The organism is Bremerella sp. JC817 (assembly GCF_040718835.1).
Taxonomy (GTDB): domain Bacteria; phylum Planctomycetota; class Planctomycetia; order Pirellulales; family Pirellulaceae; genus Bremerella.
The window spans coordinates 195,389-217,478 of sequence record NZ_JBFEFG010000267.1 but is presented as its reverse complement, the minus strand read 5'-3'; the positions used below and the strand labels follow the sequence as shown (position 1 = coordinate 217,478).

Annotated in this window: 17 protein-coding genes and 1 tRNA gene; 11 read left to right on the top strand and 7 right to left on the bottom strand. The window is 55.7% G+C overall.

Features of this window, described 5'->3' with window-relative positions; genetic code table 11:
- Positions 1 to 120 precede the first annotated feature (120 nt).
- Complete coding sequence (rpmI, locus tag AB1L30_RS09595; RefSeq protein WP_367013580.1) at positions 121 to 327, bottom strand: 50S ribosomal protein L35; 207 nt, start codon at positions 325 to 327, stop codon at positions 121 to 123.
- Between the two features lie 289 nt (positions 328 to 616).
- On the opposite strand from rpmI, the gene AB1L30_RS09590 reads away from it, so the two are divergent.
- Together AB1L30_RS09590 and AB1L30_RS09585 are read left to right on the top strand one after the other, a co-directional pair.
- Positions 617 to 1,150, top strand: a complete 534-nt coding sequence (locus AB1L30_RS09590; protein ID WP_367013194.1) for a hypothetical protein — start codon at positions 617 to 619, stop codon at positions 1,148 to 1,150.
- Positions 1,151 to 1,156: 6 nt separating this feature from the next.
- A complete protein-coding gene (locus AB1L30_RS09585) occupies positions 1,157 to 2,482 on the top strand; it encodes a glycosyltransferase family 4 protein (RefSeq protein WP_367013193.1) in 1,326 nt (441 codons plus the stop codon).
- Here AB1L30_RS09585 and AB1L30_RS09580 read toward each other — a convergent pair.
- From AB1L30_RS09580 to thrS, 3 genes are all read right to left on the bottom strand, one after another.
- On the bottom strand, positions 2,479 to 3,321 hold the full coding sequence (locus AB1L30_RS09580; RefSeq protein WP_367013192.1) for a glycosyltransferase: 843 nt from the start codon (positions 3,319 to 3,321) through the stop codon (positions 2,479 to 2,481). The two genes, AB1L30_RS09585 and AB1L30_RS09580, sit on opposite strands and share 4 nt — an antisense overlap.
- 209 nt (positions 3,322 to 3,530) lie before the next feature.
- Entirely contained in the window at positions 3,531 to 4,073 is a 543-nt protein-coding gene (infC, locus tag AB1L30_RS09575; protein ID WP_367013579.1) for a translation initiation factor IF-3, read from the bottom strand.
- A gap of 296 nt (positions 4,074 to 4,369) precedes the next feature.
- Positions 4,370 to 6,376 (bottom strand): threonine--tRNA ligase, encoded by a 2,007-nt coding sequence (thrS, locus tag AB1L30_RS09570; protein ID WP_367013191.1) that lies wholly within the window; start codon positions 6,374 to 6,376, stop codon positions 4,370 to 4,372.
- A gap of 433 nt (positions 6,377 to 6,809) precedes the next feature.
- Between thrS and AB1L30_RS09565 the strand changes: the two genes are divergently transcribed.
- Positions 6,810 to 6,883: transfer RNA gene (locus AB1L30_RS09565), tRNA-Val, on the top strand.
- Between the two features lie 60 nt (positions 6,884 to 6,943).
- Here the strand turns inward: AB1L30_RS09565 and bcp are convergent.
- Positions 6,944 to 7,420 (bottom strand): thioredoxin-dependent thiol peroxidase, encoded by a 477-nt coding sequence (gene bcp, locus AB1L30_RS09560; RefSeq protein ID WP_367013190.1) that lies wholly within the window; start codon positions 7,418 to 7,420, stop codon positions 6,944 to 6,946.
- A 473-nt stretch (positions 7,421 to 7,893) separates the two neighbouring features.
- Here bcp and AB1L30_RS09555 point away from each other — a divergent pair, with 473 nt between their 5' ends.
- Positions 7,894 to 9,201 (top strand): hypothetical protein, encoded by a 1,308-nt coding sequence (locus AB1L30_RS09555; protein ID WP_367013189.1) that lies wholly within the window; start codon positions 7,894 to 7,896, stop codon positions 9,199 to 9,201.
- A 77-nt stretch (positions 9,202 to 9,278) separates the two neighbouring features.
- Here AB1L30_RS09555 and AB1L30_RS09550 read toward each other — a convergent pair whose 3' ends face one another.
- Positions 9,279 to 9,500, bottom strand: coding sequence for a SlyX family protein (locus AB1L30_RS09550; protein ID WP_345091959.1), 222 nt, complete (start codon positions 9,498 to 9,500; stop codon positions 9,279 to 9,281).
- 343 nt (positions 9,501 to 9,843) lie between these two features.
- Here AB1L30_RS09550 and tkt point away from each other — a divergent pair, with 343 nt between their 5' ends.
- The 7 genes from tkt (at position 9,844) to AB1L30_RS09515 (ending at position 20,884) form a co-directional block, all read left to right on the top strand.
- Positions 9,844 to 11,874, top strand: a complete 2,031-nt coding sequence (gene tkt / locus AB1L30_RS09545) for a transketolase (RefSeq protein ID WP_367013188.1) — start codon at positions 9,844 to 9,846, stop codon at positions 11,872 to 11,874.
- A gap of 279 nt (positions 11,875 to 12,153) precedes the next feature.
- Positions 12,154 to 14,745, top strand: coding sequence for a hypothetical protein (locus AB1L30_RS09540; RefSeq protein ID WP_367013187.1), 2,592 nt, complete (start codon positions 12,154 to 12,156; stop codon positions 14,743 to 14,745).
- Positions 14,746 to 14,889: 144 nt separating this feature from the next.
- Positions 14,890 to 15,267, top strand: a complete 378-nt coding sequence (locus AB1L30_RS09535; protein WP_367013186.1) for a (2Fe-2S) ferredoxin domain-containing protein — start codon at positions 14,890 to 14,892, stop codon at positions 15,265 to 15,267.
- Positions 15,268 to 15,279: 12 nt separating this feature from the next.
- Complete coding sequence (gene trkA, locus AB1L30_RS09530; protein WP_367013185.1) at positions 15,280 to 16,623, top strand: Trk system potassium transporter TrkA; 1,344 nt, start codon at positions 15,280 to 15,282, stop codon at positions 16,621 to 16,623.
- A gap of 55 nt (positions 16,624 to 16,678) precedes the next feature.
- Entirely contained in the window at positions 16,679 to 18,589 is a 1,911-nt protein-coding gene (locus AB1L30_RS09525) for a potassium transporter TrkG (protein WP_367013184.1), read from the top strand.
- 118 nt (positions 18,590 to 18,707) lie between these two features.
- The gene (locus tag AB1L30_RS09520; RefSeq protein WP_367013183.1) at positions 18,708 to 19,358 is read left to right on the top strand and encodes a tetratricopeptide repeat protein; all 651 of its coding nucleotides are present in this window, start codon (positions 18,708 to 18,710) and stop codon (positions 19,356 to 19,358) included.
- Positions 19,359 to 19,378: 20 nt separating this feature from the next.
- Positions 19,379 to 20,884, top strand: a complete 1,506-nt coding sequence (locus tag AB1L30_RS09515; RefSeq protein ID WP_367013182.1) for a DASS family sodium-coupled anion symporter — start codon at positions 19,379 to 19,381, stop codon at positions 20,882 to 20,884.
- Positions 20,885 to 20,949: 65 nt separating this feature from the next.
- Here the strand turns inward: AB1L30_RS09515 and sppA are convergent, their stop codons facing one another.
- Complete coding sequence (sppA, locus tag AB1L30_RS09510) at positions 20,950 to 22,032, bottom strand: signal peptide peptidase SppA (protein ID WP_367013180.1); 1,083 nt, start codon at positions 22,030 to 22,032, stop codon at positions 20,950 to 20,952.
- Between the last annotated feature and the right edge of the window lie 58 nt (positions 22,033 to 22,090).

The window sequence follows — 22,090 nt, the reverse complement described above, 5'->3', positions numbered from 1 at the left end:
GTCCACTGGGCCCCCGTTTCGTAGGAAACGGATGTTTGGTACCCGCGTACAGAAAATCGCACTCGGTTGCCTGCTTACCCAATGTGAAGCAGATCGGAGTGCTGTCAGAAATTTACCGCTTTAGTAGCTGTACTTGCCCAAAGCCAAACGCAGAGCCACCGATTCGGCTTCCGCCAGAACGGTCGTACCGCGGAGTTTACGCTTCCGCTTGTGGCTCATGCGGTTTGCCAAGTGGCTCGTTCCGCACTGACGGTGCTTGATTTTGCCGTTTCCGGTGATGCGGAAACGCTTTTTTGTACCCTTGTGGGTCTTCATCTTAGGCATAATGCCAATCCCCAATGAGTATGTGGGACACGTTGTCCTATACGGACCTGGTTCTTATCCGTGGAAACCCAATATTCTAGGGACAATCCCTGAAGAGCGGTAGGGGGAAGCATGTGGATTTAGGGAAACTGGCTAGTCCGTTGTGGTATCGGCGTAACCTATTGCACTAATTGGTTTTACCGATACAGTTTTCGGCCTCTTCCACCCTGGCCACGGTCGAATTGCTGAGCGCCCCCATCTAAAATAGCGACAGTCATCGCCGAATGCTTCCCCGTTACCCCCAAGACACTGGATGGATGGTCCCCTGATCACGGCCTGGACGATACGTCTGGCACTAATCGCCTTGGCGTCGAGTCTGGTGCTCAGGATGGTTCATCCCTGGTGCCGTTTGTCCGAAGGCGTTCGCAGGGCAATCTGGACCGCTGGGTGTGCCCTATTTCTGGCACACATTGCGGCCGGAATGCAGTTCTATCACCATTGGAATCATCAGCACGCCTACGCCGAGACCGCTCGGCAGACCTATGAAGTACTGGGTGTCCATTTCGGAGGCGGCATCTATGTCAATCACCTGATGGCGATTGTCTGGCTGGCCGACACCGTCTGGTGGTGGGCGGCTCCGCGGGCCTATCGCCAGCGAAGTCCCTGGTGGGAACGGGGGATGATCGGCTTCTTCCTGTTTATTGCCTTCAATGGATTGGTGGTATTCAAGTCCGGAGGACTAAGAATCGCTGGAATCCTTGGCTTCGTGCTACTCGCGGTAGTGTGGGGCATGACTCGCCATCGAAGTCCAGTCGTTGTTCCGCATGCCGAGCCTGCGGATCGCTAGGTTGCTATGTCGCAAACACCAAGTTCCACCGATCGCCTGACGATCGCCTATATCACTGCCGGCGGAGCAGGCATGTTCTGCGGTAGTTGCATGCGCGACAATACCGTGGCTCGAGCGATGCACCATCTGGGGCAAGATGTGCATCTGATTCCGATGTATACACCCATTCGCGTCGACGAAGAAGACGTCAGCGAGAAAACGCTCTTCTATGGCGGCATCAATGTCTATATGGAGCAAACCGTTCCAGGCTATCGCTTTCTGCCTGCCTGGCTGACCCGCTGGCTCGATCAGGAATGGATCATTCGCTGGGCGACGTCGCGTGGTATCGAGACCGACGCCAAGCAACTCGGAGCTTTGACGCTCTCGGTTCTCAAGGGGAAAGACGGTAACCAGCGAAAGGAAGCCCAGCGGCTGGCGAAGTGGGTGGCCAACGACCTGAAGCCGCAGATCATCAACTTCAGCAACATGATGATCGCTGGGACCGCTCCGCTGCTGAAGGAAAAGGTCGGCTGCCCGATCGTGGCGACCCTGCAGGGGGATGACATCTTTATGGACGAGCTGCCTGAACCGTATCGAACCCAATGTTTCCAGCAGATTCGCGAGCTGGTTCCGCATATCGACCGGTTTATCGTCTTCAGCGAGTACTACGCCGATTACATGGCCGAGTATTTCGGCATCCCGCGCGAAAAGTTCTGCCTGGTACCGCTTGGGATCGATCTGTCTGACCTCCCCACCCCTTCCTCAGGGAAAGATTACACAAAGCGGCCCCCGACGATTGGCTATCTGGCCCGGATGGCTCCCGAGAAAGGACTGCATCTATTGATCGATGCGTTTCTGCATTTGCGGACCATCGAAGGCATGCAAGATGTGCAATTGAAGGTCGCTGGTTGGGCCGGCAAGCAGCAAGAGGCCTATGTCAACGAGCAGATGGAGAAGTTGGAACAGGCCGGCCATCGTGATGGCTGCGAGTACCTCGGCACCGTCGACCGAGCGAGCAAGTTGACGTTCCTGCAGTCGATCGATGTTCTGTCGGTGCCGACAACTTATCGTGATCCGAAAGGTTTGTTCGTCTTGGAAGCACTCGCCGCCGGGGTTCCGGTGGTTCAGCCAGAGCACGGGGCATTTCCCGAATTGATTCGAGCCACCGGAGGGGGACACCTGGTTCCACCTCATGATCCGATTGCCTTAGCCGAGAAGCTAGCACACGTCCTTACAGATCGCGAGGCAGCTCGGCAGTTGGGAGCAGACGCAGCGGAATCAGTCCGCACGCGATTTAATTCAGAGCAGGCGGCGCGAGAGACCGTCGAGATCTATCGCTCGCTAGTGAGCTAAGCCGCTTTGGCTTGGCTCTTAGCCTGAGGCTGCTGCAACGAGATGGCAGTCGGCCGAGGGGGCGGCATCATCCCTTTTTCGATAAAGACGGGACCTATCTTCGAGGCTTCCCATAAAGCGTTGTTGCGATCGAAGTCGGCTTCGATGAAGAACTTCTCGTGTTCCATGTGGAAAACTACCGCCGAGTAAACCGCGTTCAGGCGTTTCACGCCGCTTCGCATCAGCCGTGTCACGAACTCGCTATCTTCTCGCCAGAACCCCACGAATGCTTCGTTCCAGCCGTTGATGTTGGCCACATCGCTCTTCCAGACCGCCAGGTTGCACGATCGCACGCCGTGAGTGGTGTTGCTTCGCGTGGCAAAGCCTGGGATGCGAATCGTGAGATGTAGCTTGGTCAGGTGACCCTTCATCCAGGCCCTTGCCAGCTCCCAGCTTGTTTCCGTTCCCTTGAAGGTATCGAAGCCTTTGTACTGCAGGAAGTTTCGGCGACCTTGGACGAAGTGCCCAGGGCGAGCGATCCGCTGATGATCGGCCACGAATTGTGGGCCGGGGATGCAGTCGCCATCGGTATAGATCAGATAGTCGCCGGTTGCTGCGCGCGTGGCGTTGTTGCGGGACTTGCTGATTTGAGGCACGCCGCCAAAGGGATGCCAGGCATGCAGGATCGGGAAATCGGCTTGCTGCCGGTACTTCTCGATGATCTCAGGCGTATTGTCGGACGAGCCATCATCGGCAATGACAACTTCATGCGGCTTCTCAGTTTGGTGCATGAAGCCGTACAGGACCTTATCGAGATAATAGGGCCGATTGTGAGTGGTGATGATGACCGAAGATCGCATGGGTTCGCTTTCTGGGGTTTTCTGGGTCCGTCTCACAGGAGCCAGTGCCGCGAGACGATAACAGAGGTCCTCTTGAGCCAACAAGGTCATTTCGCGGGATGTCGCGGTGCTAGCACGACTCCGCAGCGCATTAAAAAAGCCATCCCAGAATTGGAATGGCTTTTGAGTTGATGGCTGCTTTAGGGATCGTCTCTCGATCTTGGCCGAACCTATCCTGCTTTCGGCGAAACGGTCGCCATGATGCGGCGACCCATTTGCTTCGGAGGCGATTCAAGCTTCCCCACTTCGGACAGCAGTTCAATCACTTGGGCCATTACGCGATGACCTTCTTCGACGTGGGCCATTTCACGACCCTTGAACTGCACCGAGACTTGGACTTTATCTTTGTGCTTCAGAAAGCCAATCGCTTGCTTGACCTTGAACTCGATATCGTGATCGCCCGTCTTCGGACGGAGACGAATTTCTTTGGTCTTGGTGTGGTGCGACTGATTCTTATGTTGTTTCTTGCTTTGCTGGTACTTGTACTTGCCGTAGTCCATGATGCGGCAGACCGGCGGTTTGGCTCCGGGCGCAACTTCGACTAGATCCAGGCCCGCCTCTCGGGCAATGGACATGGCTTCGTCGGTGGGCAGAACGCCCAACTGTTCACCTTCAGCAGAAATGACTCGAATTGGGCTGACGCGGATTCGTTCGTTGATTCGAGTCTGGTCGCGATTCTGATCGCGTTCCCGTTCGCGAGACGTATTACGCAGGGCGATGGCTAGTGATCCTTTAAATGCTAGGAAACGGGTAAGGTGTCTTTAATGATTCAACCATGTGGACAACCCGTAAAATCGTACCACATCGTCAATATTTTATCGTCAAGTTTCCGCTTCGTTAACGCTCGAAAATTGGAATCGGTAAATTTTGCCACCTTTCCGGGTGGTAATGGCGGCTAAGATTCCATCAGGAGGGTTGGTGACGATCAGGCGGAAACAGGTCACTTGGTAGGCCGTGGCTCGCCTGCCCCCTTGTAAGGTGGGCAGGCAATGCCATTATACCGGGCCGACTAGTATTCGTCGCTACTCGACGCGGCGGAGGTCCCCAGGCCGGCCGAACCCTTGAACACTTGTCGCACGACACGGTTCTTGACTTCTTCTTTTAGCTTATCAATTGCCTCTTGGATCTTCATGGAACCCAAGTCGCCATCGATTCGGTCACGAACCGCCACCGATTCTTCTTCCATTTCGCGTCCCCCGATGATGAACATGTAGGGGATCAGCTCCAATTGGGCGGCTCGGATCTTGGCTCCGATCTTTTCCGGGCGATAGTCGCCACTGACGCGGAAGCCGGCCAGTTGCAGTTCTTTTTCGACCTTGCGGGCATACTCTTCGAACTTCTGGCTGACCACCAGGATACGAACCTGTTCCGGAGCTAACCACAGTGGGAAGGCGCCGGCGAAGTGCTCGATCAGCACGCCCATGAAGCGTTCCAGCGATCCAAACGGAGCGCGATGGATCATCACCGGGCGATGCGGCTGGTTGTCGGGGCCGATGTATTCCAGATCGAAACGTTCGGCACTCGGCAGGTTGTAGTCGAGCTGAACGGTACCCAGTTGCCATTCACGTCCCAGGCAGTCGTTCACCACGAAGTCGGCTTTCGGGCCGTAAAACGCGGCTTCGCCTGCTTCCGCAGTGGCGGTGATGCCCATGTTCTTGCAAACACGAACCAGAGCCGCTTCGGCCGCATCCCAGACTGCCTGTTTGCCGACGTACTTCGAGTTGTCTGGGTCACGGAAACCGAGACGAACACGATAGTCGGTCAGACCCAAGCTGCTGAGAACGTACTGGGTCATCTGGATGCACTTGCGGAACTCGTCTTCGACTTGCTCGTCGGTGCAGAAGATGTGGGCGTCGTCCTGGGTAAAGCCACGCACGCGGGTCATGCCGTTCAATTCGCCTGATTGCTCGTAGCGATAAACGGTCCCGAATTCCGACAAGCGGTACGGCAACTCACGATAGCTGCGAGGCCGCGACTTGTAGATCATGATGTGGTGCGGGCAGTTCATCGGCTTGAGAAGGTATTCTTCATCCTCGGCCTGATGAATCGGCGCGAACTGGCTGTCTTTGTAGTACGGGTAATGTCCCGAGATCTTATACAGATCGACCTTGCCAATATTGGGGGTCACGACCGGGAGGTACTCGAACTTCTTCAACTGCTCGCCGACGAACTCGGTCAGCAGGTTCCGGATGATGGTTCCCTTGGGGGACCATAAAATCAGACCCTGCCCCACGAGCGGATTAATCGAGAACAGATCGAGCTGCTTACCCAGGACGCGATGATCGCGCCGTTTGGCTTCTTCGATTTTAGTAAGGTGCGCTTCCAGGTCTTCTTTGCTGAAGAAGGCGGTTGCGTACAAACGCTGGAGCTGACGATTGTTAGAATCGCCTTTCCAGTAAGCGCCGGCAACCGACAAGATCTTGTAAGCACCAATCGCCTTCGGCCGCGGAATATGCGGGCCACGGCAAAGGTCAATGAACTCGCCCTGCTGATAGAACGACATCGAGTCGTGATCTTTCAGGCCAGTTTCAATATGTTCGATCTTGTATTTCTGGCCCAGATCTTTGACCACTTGCAGCGAACTTTCGCGATCGCGTTCGATCCGTTCAAAAGGTTCGTCCTGCTTGATGATCTTCTTCATCTCGGCTTCGATCGCCGGGAAGTCTTCTTCGGAGAGCTTATGCTCGAGATCGAAGTCGTAGTAGAAGCCGCCGTCGATGGTTGGTCCGAATGCCAACTGAACGCCATCGAACAGTCGCATCACGGCGCGGGCCATGATATGGGCACAGCTGTGACGCATCACCCCGAGGGCCTCTTCGTCCTTCTTGGTTAGCAGTCGCAGATTGACACTGCCTTCTTCAGGCAGCTTGGTATCGAAGCCGACGACCTTGCCGTCGATTTCCCCTGCCAGGGTCGCTTTGGCCAGGCCTGGTCCAATATCAGCGGCGACCTCCATGGGGGTAACAGCGTGATCGAATTCTTTTTTAGATCCGTCGGGAAGAATGACCTCGAGCATGATGTGTTTGTATTCTCATCCAGATGGCGATTTCCAATTTCGCGAGGACATCGAAACAAAGGATGTCGCTGAATCCGCAAAATTGGGCGGGGTGATGCTGCTTCCTCGGAAACCGCAAGCACCCAGGGCGAACCTTGCGAGACTTCCGCGGCTCTCCCTGATTGGTATGGTGGAAGACGCCTGATTCGGTGTCGGGGTTCGCAGCTAGAAGGGTATAGATTGACGGAAGTTACGACTTGAGGAAAGTCCAGGTTAGCCTGAATTAAGGGATCGTAAGAGATTCGCCTGGCGGTGGCGTAACGAAACAGACAGTCAAAATCCTGTTTTTCGTTGCAGCCACTTGACGAGATAGGCGTCTCGATGGCAAACTACGCCTTTGGTTAATCCTTCCGGGAATCAACCACTGATAAATGCTTGCAGAAAAGCATCTTTCGGGCGATTGGCTCAGTTGGTTAGAGCACTACCTTGACATGGTAGGGGTCACAGGTTCGAATCCTGTATCGCCCACTCTAAAAGGAAAGCGGAACCCAGTTTGGGTTCCGCTTTTTTATGCGCTGATGGCAGGGACTAGCCGGCCAGCTTGGCGACTTCTTCCAGGACCTTGGCATCGTGGCCGTCAACGCTGACGCGTTTCCAGACCTTGGCCACCTTCCCTTCCGTGTCGATCAGGAAGGTGCTGCGTTGAATACCCATTGTCACCTTCCCGTACATGTTCTTTTCTCGCCAGGCACCATACTTCTCGGCCAACTTGTGGTCTTTGTCGACCAACAAGGGGAAGTTGAGCTGATACTTGTCGCGGAATTTGCCGTGGCTTTCCTTGTCGTCGGGGCTTACCCCAAGCAGCTTAACGCCGTACTTTGCCAGCTCGATCTTTTGGTCCCGAAACGCGCAGGCTTCTTTGGTGCAGCCTGGGGTATCGTCCTTGGGATAGAAATAGAGCACGACGATCGATCCCTTCAGGTCCGCTAATTTAACCTTGCTGCCGTCGTCAGCTGTCAATGTAAAAGCGGGGGCTTTTTCACCTGCTTCAACCCAGTCTGCCATAAAGTCTTCTCCTTGGGTGTGTTATGGGGCAAACGGCCCCGTCTCTGGGTGGTTGGAAATGTAAAATAAGGCGCCGGTTCAACCGCAAAACATGCCGAGGGCTCAACAGGCTCCCGCTAAGTCAAATGCGATGTCGGGATTTGCGACAAAAATCTTGAGGGAATCTGACACCAATTGGTTTTTTCGGGGTTGTACCTTGTATATAACAGGTAAAGCGATGGTTCGGCAGTTACCCATCGTGCGGGCTTCGTTGGACAAAAGCTGTCGGTGAGCCACCAAGGGCGGATTGGTTGGCGGCTTATCACCTCTGCTTATCCTAGATGGATGGGCTCCAATCCCCTCCAGGGCTTGATTACCCGTGTTCAAGTCCCCACATTCCAACACATTTTTCCGATGGCGGTTGTCTGGTAGCCAATTACCAGAGCAATTCGGATCTCCGCCATCAGGATTTGAAATCACCCCATATGAGGCGGATGAAATCTCAGTATCGCAGTCTGAATGGCCTCGCTCGTCGAGTTGCCAATCTTCAGCATTTGGAACGCCGCGATCTCTTCGCCGGCGACTCTGCGATCGTCATTGAGTACTCCGTTCTGACCGAAGACTCTCGGCCCAATGATCAAGGGTTCGATCGAGCCTTCGATCTGCCTGAGAGCATGCATCAGACACACGAATGGGATCATTTCGTCGTGGAAGTCTGGGTGCGAGCTGAAGGTGACCAGCCTATCGAGATGCAAGATCTCACACTCGATCTTGGCTATCGCACCGATCTCACTTCGGCCGTGGCAGTCGATTTCGGCCGCTCCTTCGAGGGCGATTCGTCGTTCATGCTGAGCGACGCCACCGGCGAAGTTCAAGGCATTCATGGCTCCACCGAAGGTGTTGAGCTGGTTGCCGGCGACCGGGTGCTGTTCGCTCGCGTTCGATTTCAGGCCGTCGCCGAGCAGGGTGATAACGTTCTGCTAGATCCCGCAACTGGCCTCGTCGGCCCTTATTCGCTGGAGTTGGTCACCCAGAACGTGGCCGCGACGCTGACCGATTCTTCGATCGGTTTGCGAGAAGCGCCGATGCCTGAAATGGGCATTTTTCCGGTGATTTACGATTTCGACGACGACCAAAAGATCGGCCTGACCGATTTTGCTGTCTTCACGCAGCAGATGGGGCGGACGCCCGATTCGCCGGAAGATGGTATGGCTTGGCTGGCCGACTTTGACAAATCGTCGAAGGTAGGCGTTTCCGACTTCGCTTACCTGGTCCAGAACATGGGTAAGCGATCGACCGACGAGCACGTCACCTTCCCGGCTGGCTATCCCGATCTGTGGCAGATTCCGGACACCGACGGCGGTGAAGGGAACGAAGGTGGCACGACCGGCGGAGAGGGTTCGTCGGGCAATGGTGGCAAAGACACGAACAACGGTGGCCAGCAGCCAGCACCGATTTTCAATCTGAACATGTTCCAGGTCGGCATCGTTTTGCCGGGCACGATGGACGTTTTCCAGATGATGCTGCCGGCCGTGAACTGGATGAATGGTTTCCAGATCGACCGTCTGACCGGCAATGCTTCGATGAGTGAAGATGTCGAAGACGAAGCAGGCGACGTGATTCTGTCGATCGTCCTTGAAGACGACGAAGTCTACGAAACCGAGATCGAAGTGCTTCTCGATGGCGACTTGATCGATACGATCGAGGAATTCAACGAATACTCGTCACTGATCACGGTCTACGTCACGGAAGTCATGGCTTCCATTCGAGGAATGCTTTCCGACGCCCTCGATTCTGAATAAGCCTTCGTGATCCGCGTTTTCAGCCCTTTTGTTAGTCGGCTGCCGGCGTCATCCTCGATCTTTCGACGCCATCACGATTAATAATGGGGCGGGCGTTCTTCCGAAGCCGAGCGTGGCGTATCGAGGGCTGCATGTAGATGATCGATACGCTCGACCGTCCGCGACATGTACGCTTCCATTCGTTCCAGTCGCCGCTGTTGATCGAGGATAACCTCGTTCAAGTCGGCCACGACCCGCTCGAGATGGGCATGTTTTTCTTCAAGCGTCGTAATTCTTTCGACAAGTCTTTCTTCTGGCATCTCACGCACCCTTTCAGCATGGGGGCATTTTGCTACTTAAGCAGGTGTTTTGGGGATCGGGATATCCGCCTGGGCAATTTGTGCTCATGTAAACTTCATTCAAGTCGATTTTAGTCCAGCAGGTAAGGGGGAGCCGAGCTTTCGCAACTCCAACGCTCCGTAACTGTTGCGTTGACTTCTGAGTTCTTTTGGACTTAAAATGCTTGACTTAATGTGTCCACGCCGCGACAGGTTCGTCTGGGGAAAGTGCTTTTCCGGGAACTGAATCTTCGCTTCCGCTGGGAGTCGTCCCTGAAGCCGCGGCCACTGTATGTAATGTTGGCAAGAGAGTTCTGAACGAAATATGTCTATCTCCACAAGCAGTATCGAGCAATTGTCCATCAACGCCATCCGTACGTTGTCCATGGACGCCGTCCAGCAGGCGAACAGCGGGCACCCTGGCACGCCGATGGCCCTGGCACCAGTCGTCTACACCTTGTGGAACAAGCACCTGAAATACGATCCTGCCAATCCACACTGGCAGTCGCGTGACCGTTTCGTTCTTTCGTGCGGCCATGCTTCGATGCTGCTGTATAGCACCCTGCATGTCGCCGGCGTGAAGAAGGCGGACGGCGCGAGCGAACCTTCGATCACCATCGACAACATCCGTAACTTCCGTCAGTTGCACAGCCCATGTGCTGGTCACCCAGAAGTTCACGAAGCAGCCGGTATCGAAACCACCACGGGGCCTCTCGGTCAGGGCGTTGCCACGAGCGTTGGTATGGCGATCGCCGCCAAGTGGCAGGCCGCTCGTTTCGACGAAATGTTCGACTACGACGTCTACGCTTTGTGTAGCGACGGCGACCTGATGGAAGGAATCTCGTCGGAAGCTGCTTCGGTGGCTGGTCACTTGAAGCTGTCGAACCTGTGCTGGGTCTATGACGACAACAAGATCACCATCGAAGGCGACACTGACCTCGCTTTCACCGAAGACATCCCAGGCCGCTTCCGTGCCATGGGCTGGCACGTGATCGAAGTCGCCGATGCCAACGACATTGAAGCATTGGATGCGGCGTTCACCGAATTCAAGACAATCACCGACAAGCCAACCTTGATCGTCGTTCACAGCATCATCGCTTGGGGTGCTCCGACCAAAGCCAATACCCACGGTGCTCACGGGGCCCCACTGGGTGATTCCGAAATCGAAGGTACCAAGGCTGCTTACGGTTGGACCTATGGCAAGTTTGAAGTTCCTGCGGAAGTGTACGAACACTTCAATGCGAACCTCGGTGCCCGCGGTGCGGAAGCCAAGTCGCAGTGGGATGCCAGCTTTGCCAAGTACAGCAAAGACAACGCCGAAAAGGCCGCGACCTGGTCGTCGATCATCAGTGGCGAACTGCCAGCCGGTTGGGATGCCGAACTTCCAGTCTTCCCAGCGGATGCCAAGGGAATCGCGACCCGCGCATCGGGCGGTAAGGTTTTGAACGCCATTGCCGCAAAGGTTCCCGGCCTGTTGGGCGGTTCGGCCGACCTCGAGCCATCGACGAAGACGGGCCTCACCTTCGAGGGCGCAGGTGATTTTGAAGCTGGGACCTACTGCGGTCGTAACTTCCACTTCGGTATCCGCGAACATACCATGGCTGCCATCGGCAACGGCATGGCTCTGAGCGGTCTACGTCCTTACGTTTCGACCTTCTTCGTGTTCAGCGACTACCTGCGTCCATCGCTCCGTTTGTCGGCGATCATGAAGGCTCCGGTCATCTACATCTTCACGCACGACTCGATCGGTGTTGGTGAAGATGGTCCGACCCACCAACCAGTCGAGCACCTGTCGGCGATCCGTGCAATTCCAAATGTGGCCGTCTTCCGCCCTGGCGACTCGAACGAAGTGTCGCAGTGTTACAAGACCGTCATGGAACTGACCGATCGTCCTTCGGTATTGGTTCTGACTCGTCAGAATCTGCCGACTCTCGATCGCGAGAAGTACGCTTGTGCCAGTGGCTCGGCCCGTGGTGCCTATGTTCTGGCCGATTGCGATGGCACTCCGGAAGTGCTGCTGATGGGTACCGGTAGCGAATTGTCGCTGGTGGTCGAAGCTTACGAAAAGCTGACCGCAGAAGGCGTTAAGGCTCGTGCGATCAGCGTCCCTTGCTTGGAGCTGTTCTACGAGCAAGACGCCGCCTACCAGAAAGAAGTCATGCCTTGTGATGTGACTGCCCGTGTTGCTGTTGAAGCGGGAATTCGTCAGTCGTGGGATCGCCTGTTGGGCCTGAAGGGCGAGTTCGTCGGAATGAGCAGCTTTGGTGCCAGTGCTCCGGCTGAAGAGCTGTTCCCATACTTCGGTATCACCGCGGATCACGTGGTCGAAGCCGCGAAGAAGTCGATCGGCAACTAAGCTTAGTCGCTACAATCGGAATAAACCGCAAGCCCCTCTCTGGCCGTAGAGAGGGGTTTTTCATGCGCCGACACAATCGTTGCAATCGTCATAGGACGGACGATCCCAGGCAGTTGGCCCCTGCACTTTGCCGCAGACTCTCAGCCACTTTTGACCCGTCCCAGGTCCTAACCTATAGAACAGTAGGCCATTCCGCGCAACAGATTATGGCAGCAGCGGATTAGCCGTGAGAAACGCATGAAGTAGTGGACACGTCTCATTTAGTGAAATCGACCGGACATGGACGGCGTAAATTCCCAATCTCACGACATCGCGAACTTGGAAGAGATTGCGAGTAAAGCGTCATTGCAGCGGGAACGTGCACGAGATTTCCTGGAGCGACATCGCCAGGGAATCAACGAAATCGAGCAGCGAATCAGCGCGCAATTGAAGCAGATCTCGCAAGGACTTGTAGAGAAGCAAGGGCAACTCCACAACCGTTCTTCTGAAATTGAGGCGTCGGCTGAACAACTGGAAAGCCAGGCTTCCGAGCTGGCTGCTTCGATCGATGCGCTGCATGCTCGAGAAGCAGCCATCGAGTCCGAGTTCCAGCGTTTCGAGCAGGAAAAAGGGAATCGACTGCAGTGGGAAGCAGAACGACAAAGCCTGGTAGAAGCCCAGCAGTCGCTGCAGGCCCAGATCAATGCGGTACAGAACGAAAAGGTATCGCTGCAACAAGAGCTTGCCCGGCAGCAAGCCAGCCATAGCGAAGCCCTGCAAAATCTTCAGGCCGCCCAAGCAGGCGATCAGGCCGCTCAAGAAATACAGAATCAACTCAACGCTCGCATCGGCGAGTTGCAGTCGCAGCTCAACCAGACCTTGGAAGAGCGTTCTCGCCTCCAGTCCGAGTTGAGCGACTCACGCCAGGCCCAGCAATGCGATCAGGGGCAACTGGCTCAGATTCAGCAGCAACTTGCCAGCCAGCAAGAGCTCGCGGCTGGTCTGCAAAAACAAATCAGCGACTTCCAGGCTGCCAAAGCAGAAGTCGATCAGCAGTTGGCTTCGGCCCAGTCGCGATCGAGCGAACTGGAAGGCACCCTGCAACAGCAACAGCAACGAGCTACCGACCTGGAGGCTCGTCTGAAGGCGGCCGAACAGCAGCGCGATCAGGCGAACGCTCAGCTGACCAATGTTGGTGCGGAACAGTCGGAGCAGGTTGCACGTCTTCAATCGGAACTGCAAACCGCCCAGGCCTCGGTCCAAAGGCTGGAAGGAGAGCGGCAAGGTCTTAGTGGCCAGATCGCGACCCTACAGAATCAACTTCAGCAGCTGCAATCGTCAACCGTCAGTAAGTCGGAAGTCGATGCCCGTCAGGCCGAGTACCAGAACACGCTTTCGGCCAAAGATCAGGAACTCGAGGCACTACGCCAGCAGTTGACACTTGCCAATCACCAGCGGGATGAAGCGCAATCGCAGCTATCGAGTGGCGATGCCGAGCAGGCCGCACGCACGGCGGAACTGCAAAACCAGCTGCAGAACACGCAAGCTTCAATTCAGCAATTGCAAGGCGAACGCCAGCAACTCAACGATCAGGTCACTCAGCTGAAGGGCGAATGCGAACAGCTGAAGGCGAACTCGATCGAAAAGTCAGTGCTCGACTCGCAGCAGGCCGAACACCAGGCCGCTCTGGCAGCCAAGCAACAAGAGCTCGCCTCGCTTCAACAGCAACTGCATTCGATCAGCCAGGAACGGGATCAGGCACGGCAGCAGCTGGAAAACGCCAGCCAGGGCTCGGAAGCTTTGGAAGAGTTAAGCCAAGAGCTGGAAAGCCTGAAGCAAGAACGCGACGAACTTGCCGCGAAGCTGGAACGTCGTCAGGCCGAACATGGCGACTTGAGCGATGCTCAAGAAAAGCTGCGTGTCGAAAACGAGTCGTTGAAGAAACAAATCGAAGACGCCCAGGGAGAGCTTGAAAGCCAGTTGGCTGCTTCCCAGGTCGCTTTGCATCAGGCTCGGTCTGATCACGAACAAAGCCGCGAACAGGTCAGCAACCTCCGTCGCCAGGTCGATTCGCTGCAGGAAGAAGCGGAACAGCTGCGTCAGGAAAACGAAACGCTCAAGACCTCAGGCGGTGGCGAAGGTGCCGATGACGAAGCGTTCCATCAGCTTCGTCAGGAACGCGACACGCTGCTGGAGAAGATCGAAGATCTCAAGCAACAGGTCGAATCAGGCGGAATCCCTGACGACGAACGCGTCGAATCGCTGGAAGGTCGCTTGCGGATGACGCTCGACGACCTGAAAGAACTCAAGAGGGAGAACGCCAAGCTGGCTCGCGATTTGGAGAATGCGAAGAAGTCTTCCAGTAGTGCAGTCGACGATTCCGGCAGCGACTGGGAGGCAACCAAACGACGCATGTTGGCCCAGCTCGAGGCCGAGTTCAGCGATGACGACGCAGAGGAGATGGCCGAGAAGCTGTCGATTCAGGAAGCGATTGATAGCAGCAACAAAGCCATCGAAGCCAAGCAACGGGAAATCGACGCCCTGCAAGATCAGCTTGAGCAAATGGAATCAAACGCCAACGAGTTCGGAGTTGCCCATGGTGCCAATGCGATTGCTCAGATGTTGGACCAGGACGAATTGATCGCCCAGGAGCGTGAGAACCTGAAGACACTGCAGGAGCAGTGGAAAGAAAAGCTGCGTAAGGCTGAGGTCGATATTTCAGTCGAACGCGCCAAGATCGCCCGCGATCGAGCCGAGCTGGAAGAGAAGATCGCTCAACTCGAATCAGATAAGGCTAAATTCTCCAAGGCGTCACCAGCGAAGCCTGGCAACGAGAAACAAGCCAAGGGTAACTGGCTGTCGCGGCTCGGATTAAAAGAAGGTGATTCGTAGTGGCGTCTCTGCCCCCGTAGATATCGTGTTAGCGGTGAACGGGTGGCAATCGGGGCTGGCATCCTCGTATTGAAACCGTAGGATGGTAAGCTTTCCGCTGCTGAAAAGTACCGGCAGCGTCAGAGTGACTTCCCGTAGAGCTCTATGTCCAAGTTTACCCATCACATCTTTGTTTGTGGCAAATGCAAGCCTCCCAAGCATCTTCGAGACGGCAAGCACGATCCTGGCAAATTACGTGCAGCCCTGAAGAAGGAAATCAAACAGCTTGGTTTGAAGGCGGATGTCCGGGCCAACGACTCGGGCTGTCTCGATCAATGTGATGACGGTCAGGTCATCGTCATCTATCCCCAGGCCATCTGGTACGGCGGCGTGACCGAAGCCGATGTCGACCGAATCATCCACGAAACGATCCTGGGTGGAAAGATTCTGGAAGATTTGGTCATCCCGAGCGAACGACTTAGATGTGGCAAGAAAGCCAAGGCGTCTGATTCGGCTTCCTCTGAATCATCCCCTTCGAGCTAAAGGCGGACTTCCATGCGAATCGTGATTCTAGGTGCCGGGACCGTGGGAACTTGGATTGCGGACCTGCTCTGTCGCAACAACCACAGCGTGACGGTCGTCGAGTCAAACTCCGACCATGTCCGCGCGATCAACGCCGAGCTTGATGTGCGTGCCATTCATGGCTCGGCCTCTGAATCGGCGATATTGTTTCAGGGAGGTATTATTGGTTGCGACTTGTGCCTCGCTGTGACCGGTGACGACGAAGTGAACATTGTCGCCGCGAGTATGGCCAAAGCGATGGGAGCACGTCGAGCGGTGGCCCGCGTGTATGGCCGCGTCTTCCGCGACCTGAGTACGTTCGATTACCAGCGGCACTTTCGTATCGATCGCTTTCTGAGCCTCGAACATCTTTCGGCAGTCGAGTTCGTGCGCGCGATTCGTTCGCCTGGCAGTGCCGTGCTCGAGAACTTTGCACGCGGCGAGCTCGAAGTCCAAGAGATCATTTGCGATGATCCCGCGCCTGCGATCGGCAAACCTCTGAAAGAAGTGAAGCTGCCCAAAGGAGTGCGTGTCGGAACGATCCAGCGGCAAGGGAAGACTTGGATCGCCGGAGCGGGCGACTCCATCGAAATCGGCGACCACATCACGTTGATCGGAACGCGTGATGAAATCGACGCGGTCAAAGCAAAATTCCAGGTCAAAGCGACGCCGATTCGTTCGGTGGTGATTGCCGGTGGCGGTGAAACTGGTTTGGCCCTGGCACGTATGCTGGAAGGTCAGCGGTACCATGTCACGCTGATGGAAGAGAATCTGCAGCGCTGCGAGTTTCTAGCGAGACTTCTGGAGCACACCACGGTGGTGCATGCCGACGCGACGCGCCGCGCGATCCTGGAAGAAGAACGTGTCGGCACGACCGATGTATTTGTGGCTTGCACCGGTGAGGATGAAAACAACATTATGGCCTGCGTCGAGGCTCGGGAAATCGGGGCTCGCGAGTGCATGGCGATCGTTCAGCGGCCCGACTACGCCAACGTGGTCGAAAAGCTGGGTATCAACCTGACGGTTAGCCCGCGAAACGTGGTCGCCCGGCAGGTGCTTGGTTTGCTGAACAGCGGACCGATCATCTCGAAGAAGAGTTTGCCTGGCGGTGGGATTTCGATTGTCGAATTCGAGGTCATGCCAGGCGTGATCGCGACTGAACATGTGATCGCAAACTTGAAACTTCCGCCCCACTGTTTAATTGCGGCGATTATGAGTTCCGATTACGTCCGCGTGGCATCGGCCGACGACCGCTTGACCCCGGGCGACACGGTCGTTGTGCTGGTCGACGAAGCGGCACTCGATGCCGTGGTCAAGTTGTTCGAAGAACCTTCGTAGTTACAATCGCGTCGTTTCGTTTTCTTCCCTGTGGCAACACCTTTCAAGTAGCATCATGAACTATCGCCTGGTGTGCCGACTTCTTTCGATCGTCTGCCTGATCATTGGCGTGACGATGGTCTTCAGTCTCCCTTGGGCCTGGCCTGCGATCGGGCACCGCACCGACGAGAACTTCCAGCAGTTTGAAACGCATGGATTTCTGGGACTCGTTTATTCGATCCTCTTGAGCATTATTTGTTGGGCCATTCTTTGGCGAATCGGTCGCAAGGCGAAGGGGGAACTTTATCGCCGCGAAGCGATGGCGATCGTGGGGTTAAGCTGGATCGTCGCGACCGTACTGGGGGCCCTGCCTTACGTACTGAGTGGTTCCAGCAATAAGATCGCCGTTCGGCTCTTTGAACATCAAGACCACGCGCCGCAAGTCTATGGAGATGAAGTCAGTCCGTTAACGACGGCCGAGTACGCCGTGGTGAAGCCGCTGGTTCGTGCCGGGGCGAAAGGTCTATCGCGCGAGGCGTTAAAGGAGCAGTACCAGGCCACCTACGCCGTGATCACCAAGGGGGAAGTACCGAAGCAAAACTATGGCGAAGTCTTCGAGGAACTGCGCGAGCTGCCCCATTGGCGAAGCGCCCTGATCGCACCGGGCGAAGATCCGCATGCTCCGCTTGACCGTTCCGAGCACTATCGCATTCGACCGGTGCCGATGAATATCGCCGACGCGATCTTCGAATCGCAATCCGGCTTCAGCACGACTGGGGCCACTGTGATTGCCGACCTGGAAGATCCGATCTCGTTGCCACACTGTGTTTTGTTCTGGCGAAGTAGTACGCACTTCCTTGGTGGCTTAGGCATTATCGTGCTGTTTGTGGTGATCCTGGGACAAGGCTCGGCTGGTAAAGCGCTGATGCGCAACGAAATCCCTGGGCCGAGCAAAGAAGGTTCGCACTCGCGCATGCAGCACACGGCGTGGACCTTCGCCGGTTTGTACTGCGGTTTGAACCTGGTACTGACGATCTTGCTGTGGATCTTGGGAATGAACGTCTTCGACGCCATCTGTCACGCGTTCGGTACGTTGGCCACCGGAGGCTTCAGCACGTATAACTCAAGCCTGGGGCATTTTTATCAGGTCGATCCGGTTAGTGGTGCCTGGATCGAATATGTCGTGATCCTGTTCATGACCGTTGCCGGGACGAACTTCACGCTGCTGTTCTTCTTGATGATCGGTCAGGCCCATCGCCTGGTGGCCGATATCGAATGGCGCTATTACATGGGAATCATCGTCGGAGTGACCATCATCGTGATGGCTTTCGGCATGGTGTACGACGACTTTATCGTCGATCCCGAAACGTCGGCGGTTTCTGAGTTCTTCTTTGCCCTGCGGTATGGTTTATTCCAGGTTGTTTCGATCATCACGACAACCGGCTACGGGACGCATGACTTCGATCAGTGGAACAGCTTCGGGCGTGGTGTGTTGTTCCTGCTGATGTTTGTCGGTGGATGTGCAGGCAGTACGGGCGGTGGCGTGAAAGTGATTCGCCACATCCTGTTTCACAAGATTCTGTTCCTGCAGCTGGAAAAGTCGTACCATCCTTCGGTCGTGCGTCCGTTGCGGCTAGGTGGCAAGCCGGTCGACGACCCTGATCTGCAGAACAACATATTGATTTACTTCAGTTTGATCCTGGTGCTGTTTGTGTTTGGCTGGATGGCGGTGGTGACTCTCGAACCCGATTTGACTTGGGGAACGACGGAAGAGCATATCGAACACAAGCTGATCGATAGCGCCACCGCTGTGGCCGCCACGCTCAACAATGTGGGCCCAGGCCTTGGCATCATTGGCGCAACGCAGAACTACGCCAACTTTACCTGGTGGACGAAGTTGCTGTTTACTGCCCTGATGATGATCGGACGACTGGAAATCTTCGCGGTCCTGGTCCTCTTTATGCCCCGATTCTGGCGATCGCGCTAGTTAGAGAACGAAAGTTCGCACCAAACCTGCCTGCGTTCATCCAAGTGCTTGCATGGGATTCGTGCTAGAACTTTAATAGTGACTGACCTCCCATGCGCTTCTCTCGGAGAATCCTTTCATGCGATATGCCCCCCTCATATTCTTGCTTGGCCTGGCCTTGCTACCGGCTGAAGCATTTGCCCAGCGCCGACCTCAACAGCCGGAAAAAGAAGAACCGCTCGCGCTGCCTGCCGATCCGCGCCTGGTGGAACTACATCGCGAGTTCGTCACGAAGGCTGAGAAGCTGGGAGACGAGTATGCTCGCAAAAAGGATTGGGAAAAGGCTCGTATCGTTTTCGGTGAAGTGCTGAAGCTGGTTCCCAACTATCGACCGGCCGTCGAAAAGTTGAAGGTCATCAACGGCGAACTATCGAACGCCAACAAAAAGATCGTCACCGTCGAGGCCAAAGACAGCTGGGTTGATACCGGGATCGATCTGACCGAAGGAAGCCCGATCGCATTTCGTGCGGAAGGGGAATGGATGCTGGTCCACATTGGCGATGCCAACGGGCTGGAAATCCCTCGCGAAATGCGCGACTACAAGCTTGGTTCGTTGATAGGTGTCATTGCTCAGTCGACGACCCCGGACAAGGACACCGTGCCGTTCACGATTGGCGCCCAGCGTCAGATGAACGCACCTCGTTCTGGTCGCTTGTTGCTGAAGATGCACGACATCAACAATGAAGATAATCGTGGTCAGATGCGCGTCGAAATCTCCGGCAACTTCTAGTCAACCGAAAAGGCATTCCATTGACGGAAGCAGAATCTTCGCAGCCAACCCTGGCCGCCAGGGTCGGGCTATGGCTTGGTCCTGGCTTGGCCATCGTGCTATGGGTATGTGGTTACTACGGTTACCATTTAGATCCCGAGCAGCCGCAGCTGAACGAGATGGCGGGGGCCTTCGTATGGATGGGCGTTTGGTGGCTAACGGAAGCGATTCCGCTGGCGGCAACGTCTCTCTTGCCATTGGCCTTGTTTCCCATGCTGGGGCTGCAGTCGGTGAAGCAAGTGGCCGCGGCGTATGGCGACCACAACATCTTTTTATTCCTCGGTGGGTTCTTGATCGCGCTGGCGATTGAACAATCCGGTCTGCATCGACGTTTGGCGCTATCCATCGTCTACGTGATGGGAGACAACCCAGGCCGAATCTTGCTGGGGTTCATGGTGGCGACCGGACTGATGTCGATGTGGATCTCGAACACCGCGACGGCGCTATTGATGTTGCCAATCGCAGGCAGCATCTTGAATGTCGCCGATAGTCGATTAGGTAATGAAAAGGCCCGCCGAAATATGGGAATCGGTCTGATGCTGGGGATCGCCTACTCGGCCAGCATCGGTGGCGTCGCAACCTTGGTGGGAACACCACCAAATATCGCGTTCGCGTCGTACTATCGCGAGAACTTTCCTGACTCGCCGGAAGTCTCGTTCCTGGCGTGGATGGTGATGGCCCTCCCCTTCTCCGTGGTCTTCATGTTGATCACGTGGGGCGTGCTGGGTTATCTGCTGTTCCCGGTTCGAGGTACCGATTCACTGGGTGGTCGCGATCTTATGGCGGAAGAGCTTCGCAAGCTTGGCAAGATGAACTCGGCCGAGTGGCGTGCGGGGCTTATCTTCCTTGCGACCGCGCTCTTATGGATCCTGCGTGAACCGATCGATGGCTGGGGCTGGGGGATGTTCTTTGTCGACGAAAAAGGGAACACGCTCGTCAGCGACGCGACCACGGCGATGGCAATGGCCGTTCTCTGCTTCATTGTTCCCAAAGGCAAACCAGGCCTCGGACCGCTTTTAACCTGGGATGCCAGTGTGAAAGTTCCTTGGGGTGTGCTGCTGCTGTTTGGTGGTGGTACCGCCTTGGCCCGAGCGGTCAACAGCTCGCATTTCGATTTGTTCCTCGGATCGCATATGGCCAGCGTCATGAGCAACATGTCGGAGTCGATGATGGTCATCGTCACCGCGACCGGTATGGTTTGGCTGACCGAGTTCACGTCGAACCTGGCCAGCGTGCAGACCTTCAACCCGGTGCTGGGAAGTGCCTCGAAAGAATTGGGGGTCCCTCCCCTGCTCTTGCTGGTTCCGGCTACGTTGGCAGCAAGTTGTGCGTTCATGATGCCGGTGGCGACGCCTCCTAACGCCATTGTGTATGGCTCCGGCCGGGTACCGATCGGAAGTATGATCCGCGCAGGAGTCGTGCTGAATATCCTCTCGATCATCCTGGTCTCGATCACCGTGCTGGTGCTTGGGCGGATCTTGATTTGATCGAGCGCATGAAAAAAGGAGGCCCATATTGAGGCCTCCTTTTCGCGTAATGTTCGCGGCTCTTTCTAACGCGAGCCGAACGGGAACGAGCTCATCACTGGTGGCAGGTAGCTGGAAATGTAGTAGGCCTTGGGAGCCGACAGTTCCAGCATCTTGTCCCAGTTCATCGCTTTGCCTTGGGCCAGGCCCAGATCGAACAACGCGGTTGGTTGCTCGTAGGTGACGACGCGCGAGGTCTTCGGATCGATACTGGCCAACTCGGCAGCTCGGGCGACCGCTTCTTCGACGAAACCAATCTTGTCGACCAATCCATTGTCGAGAGCCTGGTTGGCGGTAAAGATCTCGCCGGTGGCCAGGACGTCAAGCTTTTCAGGATTCGCAGCGAAGTCTGGACGCCCTTCTTTGACGATGTCTTTGAAGCGGCCGAATGCCTGATTGACGTATTCCTGCAAGATCTCGCGATGTTCTTCCGGCATCTCACGAGTCATGGTCAGCATCTGCTTGCGAGGATGGCTCATAATCGAGTCGTCTTCGACGTTGTACTCTTTCATCAGGCCCGAGATGTTGTAGTGAGGAATGATCACACCGATCGATCCCGTGGTGGTGGTCGGTTCGGCAAAGATCGCATCCTTTTCGTTTTCGACCGCCATGGCAACGTAGTAGCCACCCGAAGTTGCCATCGATCCCATGCTGACCACCAGCGGAATGTCGCGTTCTTTCTTCAGCTCCTTCAGGTGGTGAAGGATGTAGTCCGATCCGGTGACCGTCCCGCCGGGGGAATCGACCCGGACGACAACCGCTTTCACGTCCTTGTCTTCCTTTACCAGGTCGATCTGCTTCCGGATGTAGCCCTCCCCTTCCATGATCACCCCTTTGACGTTGATGATCGCGATCTTGTCGTCCGCAGACTTGCTGCCTGAGACATACTTCTCGGAAACGCCCTCGGTGGTGTCGTAGTAACTAGCCGAACTGATGGCCTGCCCCAGGATGATCGGAATGCACAGGAAAACGCCCATCCAGCCCATGGCAGCCAGAATCCGCCAGCCGAGACTGCTGGATGGATAGTTCTGAATGACGATTGGCTGAGGAGCCGTAGGAGATTGTTGGGAGATCGGTTGTACGATGTCCGAGGGGTCCGATTGGGCCATAGCTTGCAATTCCTGCCGGGTAGAAGGGAGAGAATAAGATTTTAGGATCTGCCCGAAC

Coding starts and splice junctions, on each gene's coding strand:
- AB1L30_RS09590 (WP_367013194.1), top strand. CDS start 617: ATGGATGGTCCCCTGATCACGGCCTGGACGATACGTCTGGCACTAATC.
- AB1L30_RS09585 (WP_367013193.1), top strand. CDS start 1,157: ATGTCGCAAACACCAAGTTCCACCGATCGCCTGACGATCGCCTATATC.
- AB1L30_RS09580 (WP_367013192.1), bottom strand. CDS start 3,321: ATGCGATCTTCGGTCATCATCACCACTCACAATCGGCCCTATTATCTC.
- thrS (WP_367013191.1), bottom strand. CDS start 6,376: ATGCTCGAGGTCATTCTTCCCGACGGATCTAAAAAAGAATTCGATCAC.
- bcp (WP_367013190.1), bottom strand. CDS start 7,420: ATGGCAGACTGGGTTGAAGCAGGTGAAAAAGCCCCCGCTTTTACATTG.
- AB1L30_RS09555 (WP_367013189.1), top strand. CDS start 7,894: ATGAAATCTCAGTATCGCAGTCTGAATGGCCTCGCTCGTCGAGTTGCC.
- AB1L30_RS09550 (WP_345091959.1), bottom strand. CDS start 9,500: ATGCCAGAAGAAAGACTTGTCGAAAGAATTACGACGCTTGAAGAAAAA.
- tkt (WP_367013188.1), top strand. CDS start 9,844: ATGTCTATCTCCACAAGCAGTATCGAGCAATTGTCCATCAACGCCATC.
- AB1L30_RS09540 (WP_367013187.1), top strand. CDS start 12,154: ATGGACGGCGTAAATTCCCAATCTCACGACATCGCGAACTTGGAAGAG.
- AB1L30_RS09535 (WP_367013186.1), top strand. CDS start 14,890: ATGTCCAAGTTTACCCATCACATCTTTGTTTGTGGCAAATGCAAGCCT.
- trkA (WP_367013185.1), top strand. CDS start 15,280: ATGCGAATCGTGATTCTAGGTGCCGGGACCGTGGGAACTTGGATTGCG.
- AB1L30_RS09525 (WP_367013184.1), top strand. CDS start 16,679: ATGAACTATCGCCTGGTGTGCCGACTTCTTTCGATCGTCTGCCTGATC.
- AB1L30_RS09520 (WP_367013183.1), top strand. CDS start 18,708: ATGCGATATGCCCCCCTCATATTCTTGCTTGGCCTGGCCTTGCTACCG.
- sppA (WP_367013180.1), bottom strand. CDS start 22,032: ATGGCCCAATCGGACCCCTCGGACATCGTACAACCGATCTCCCAACAA.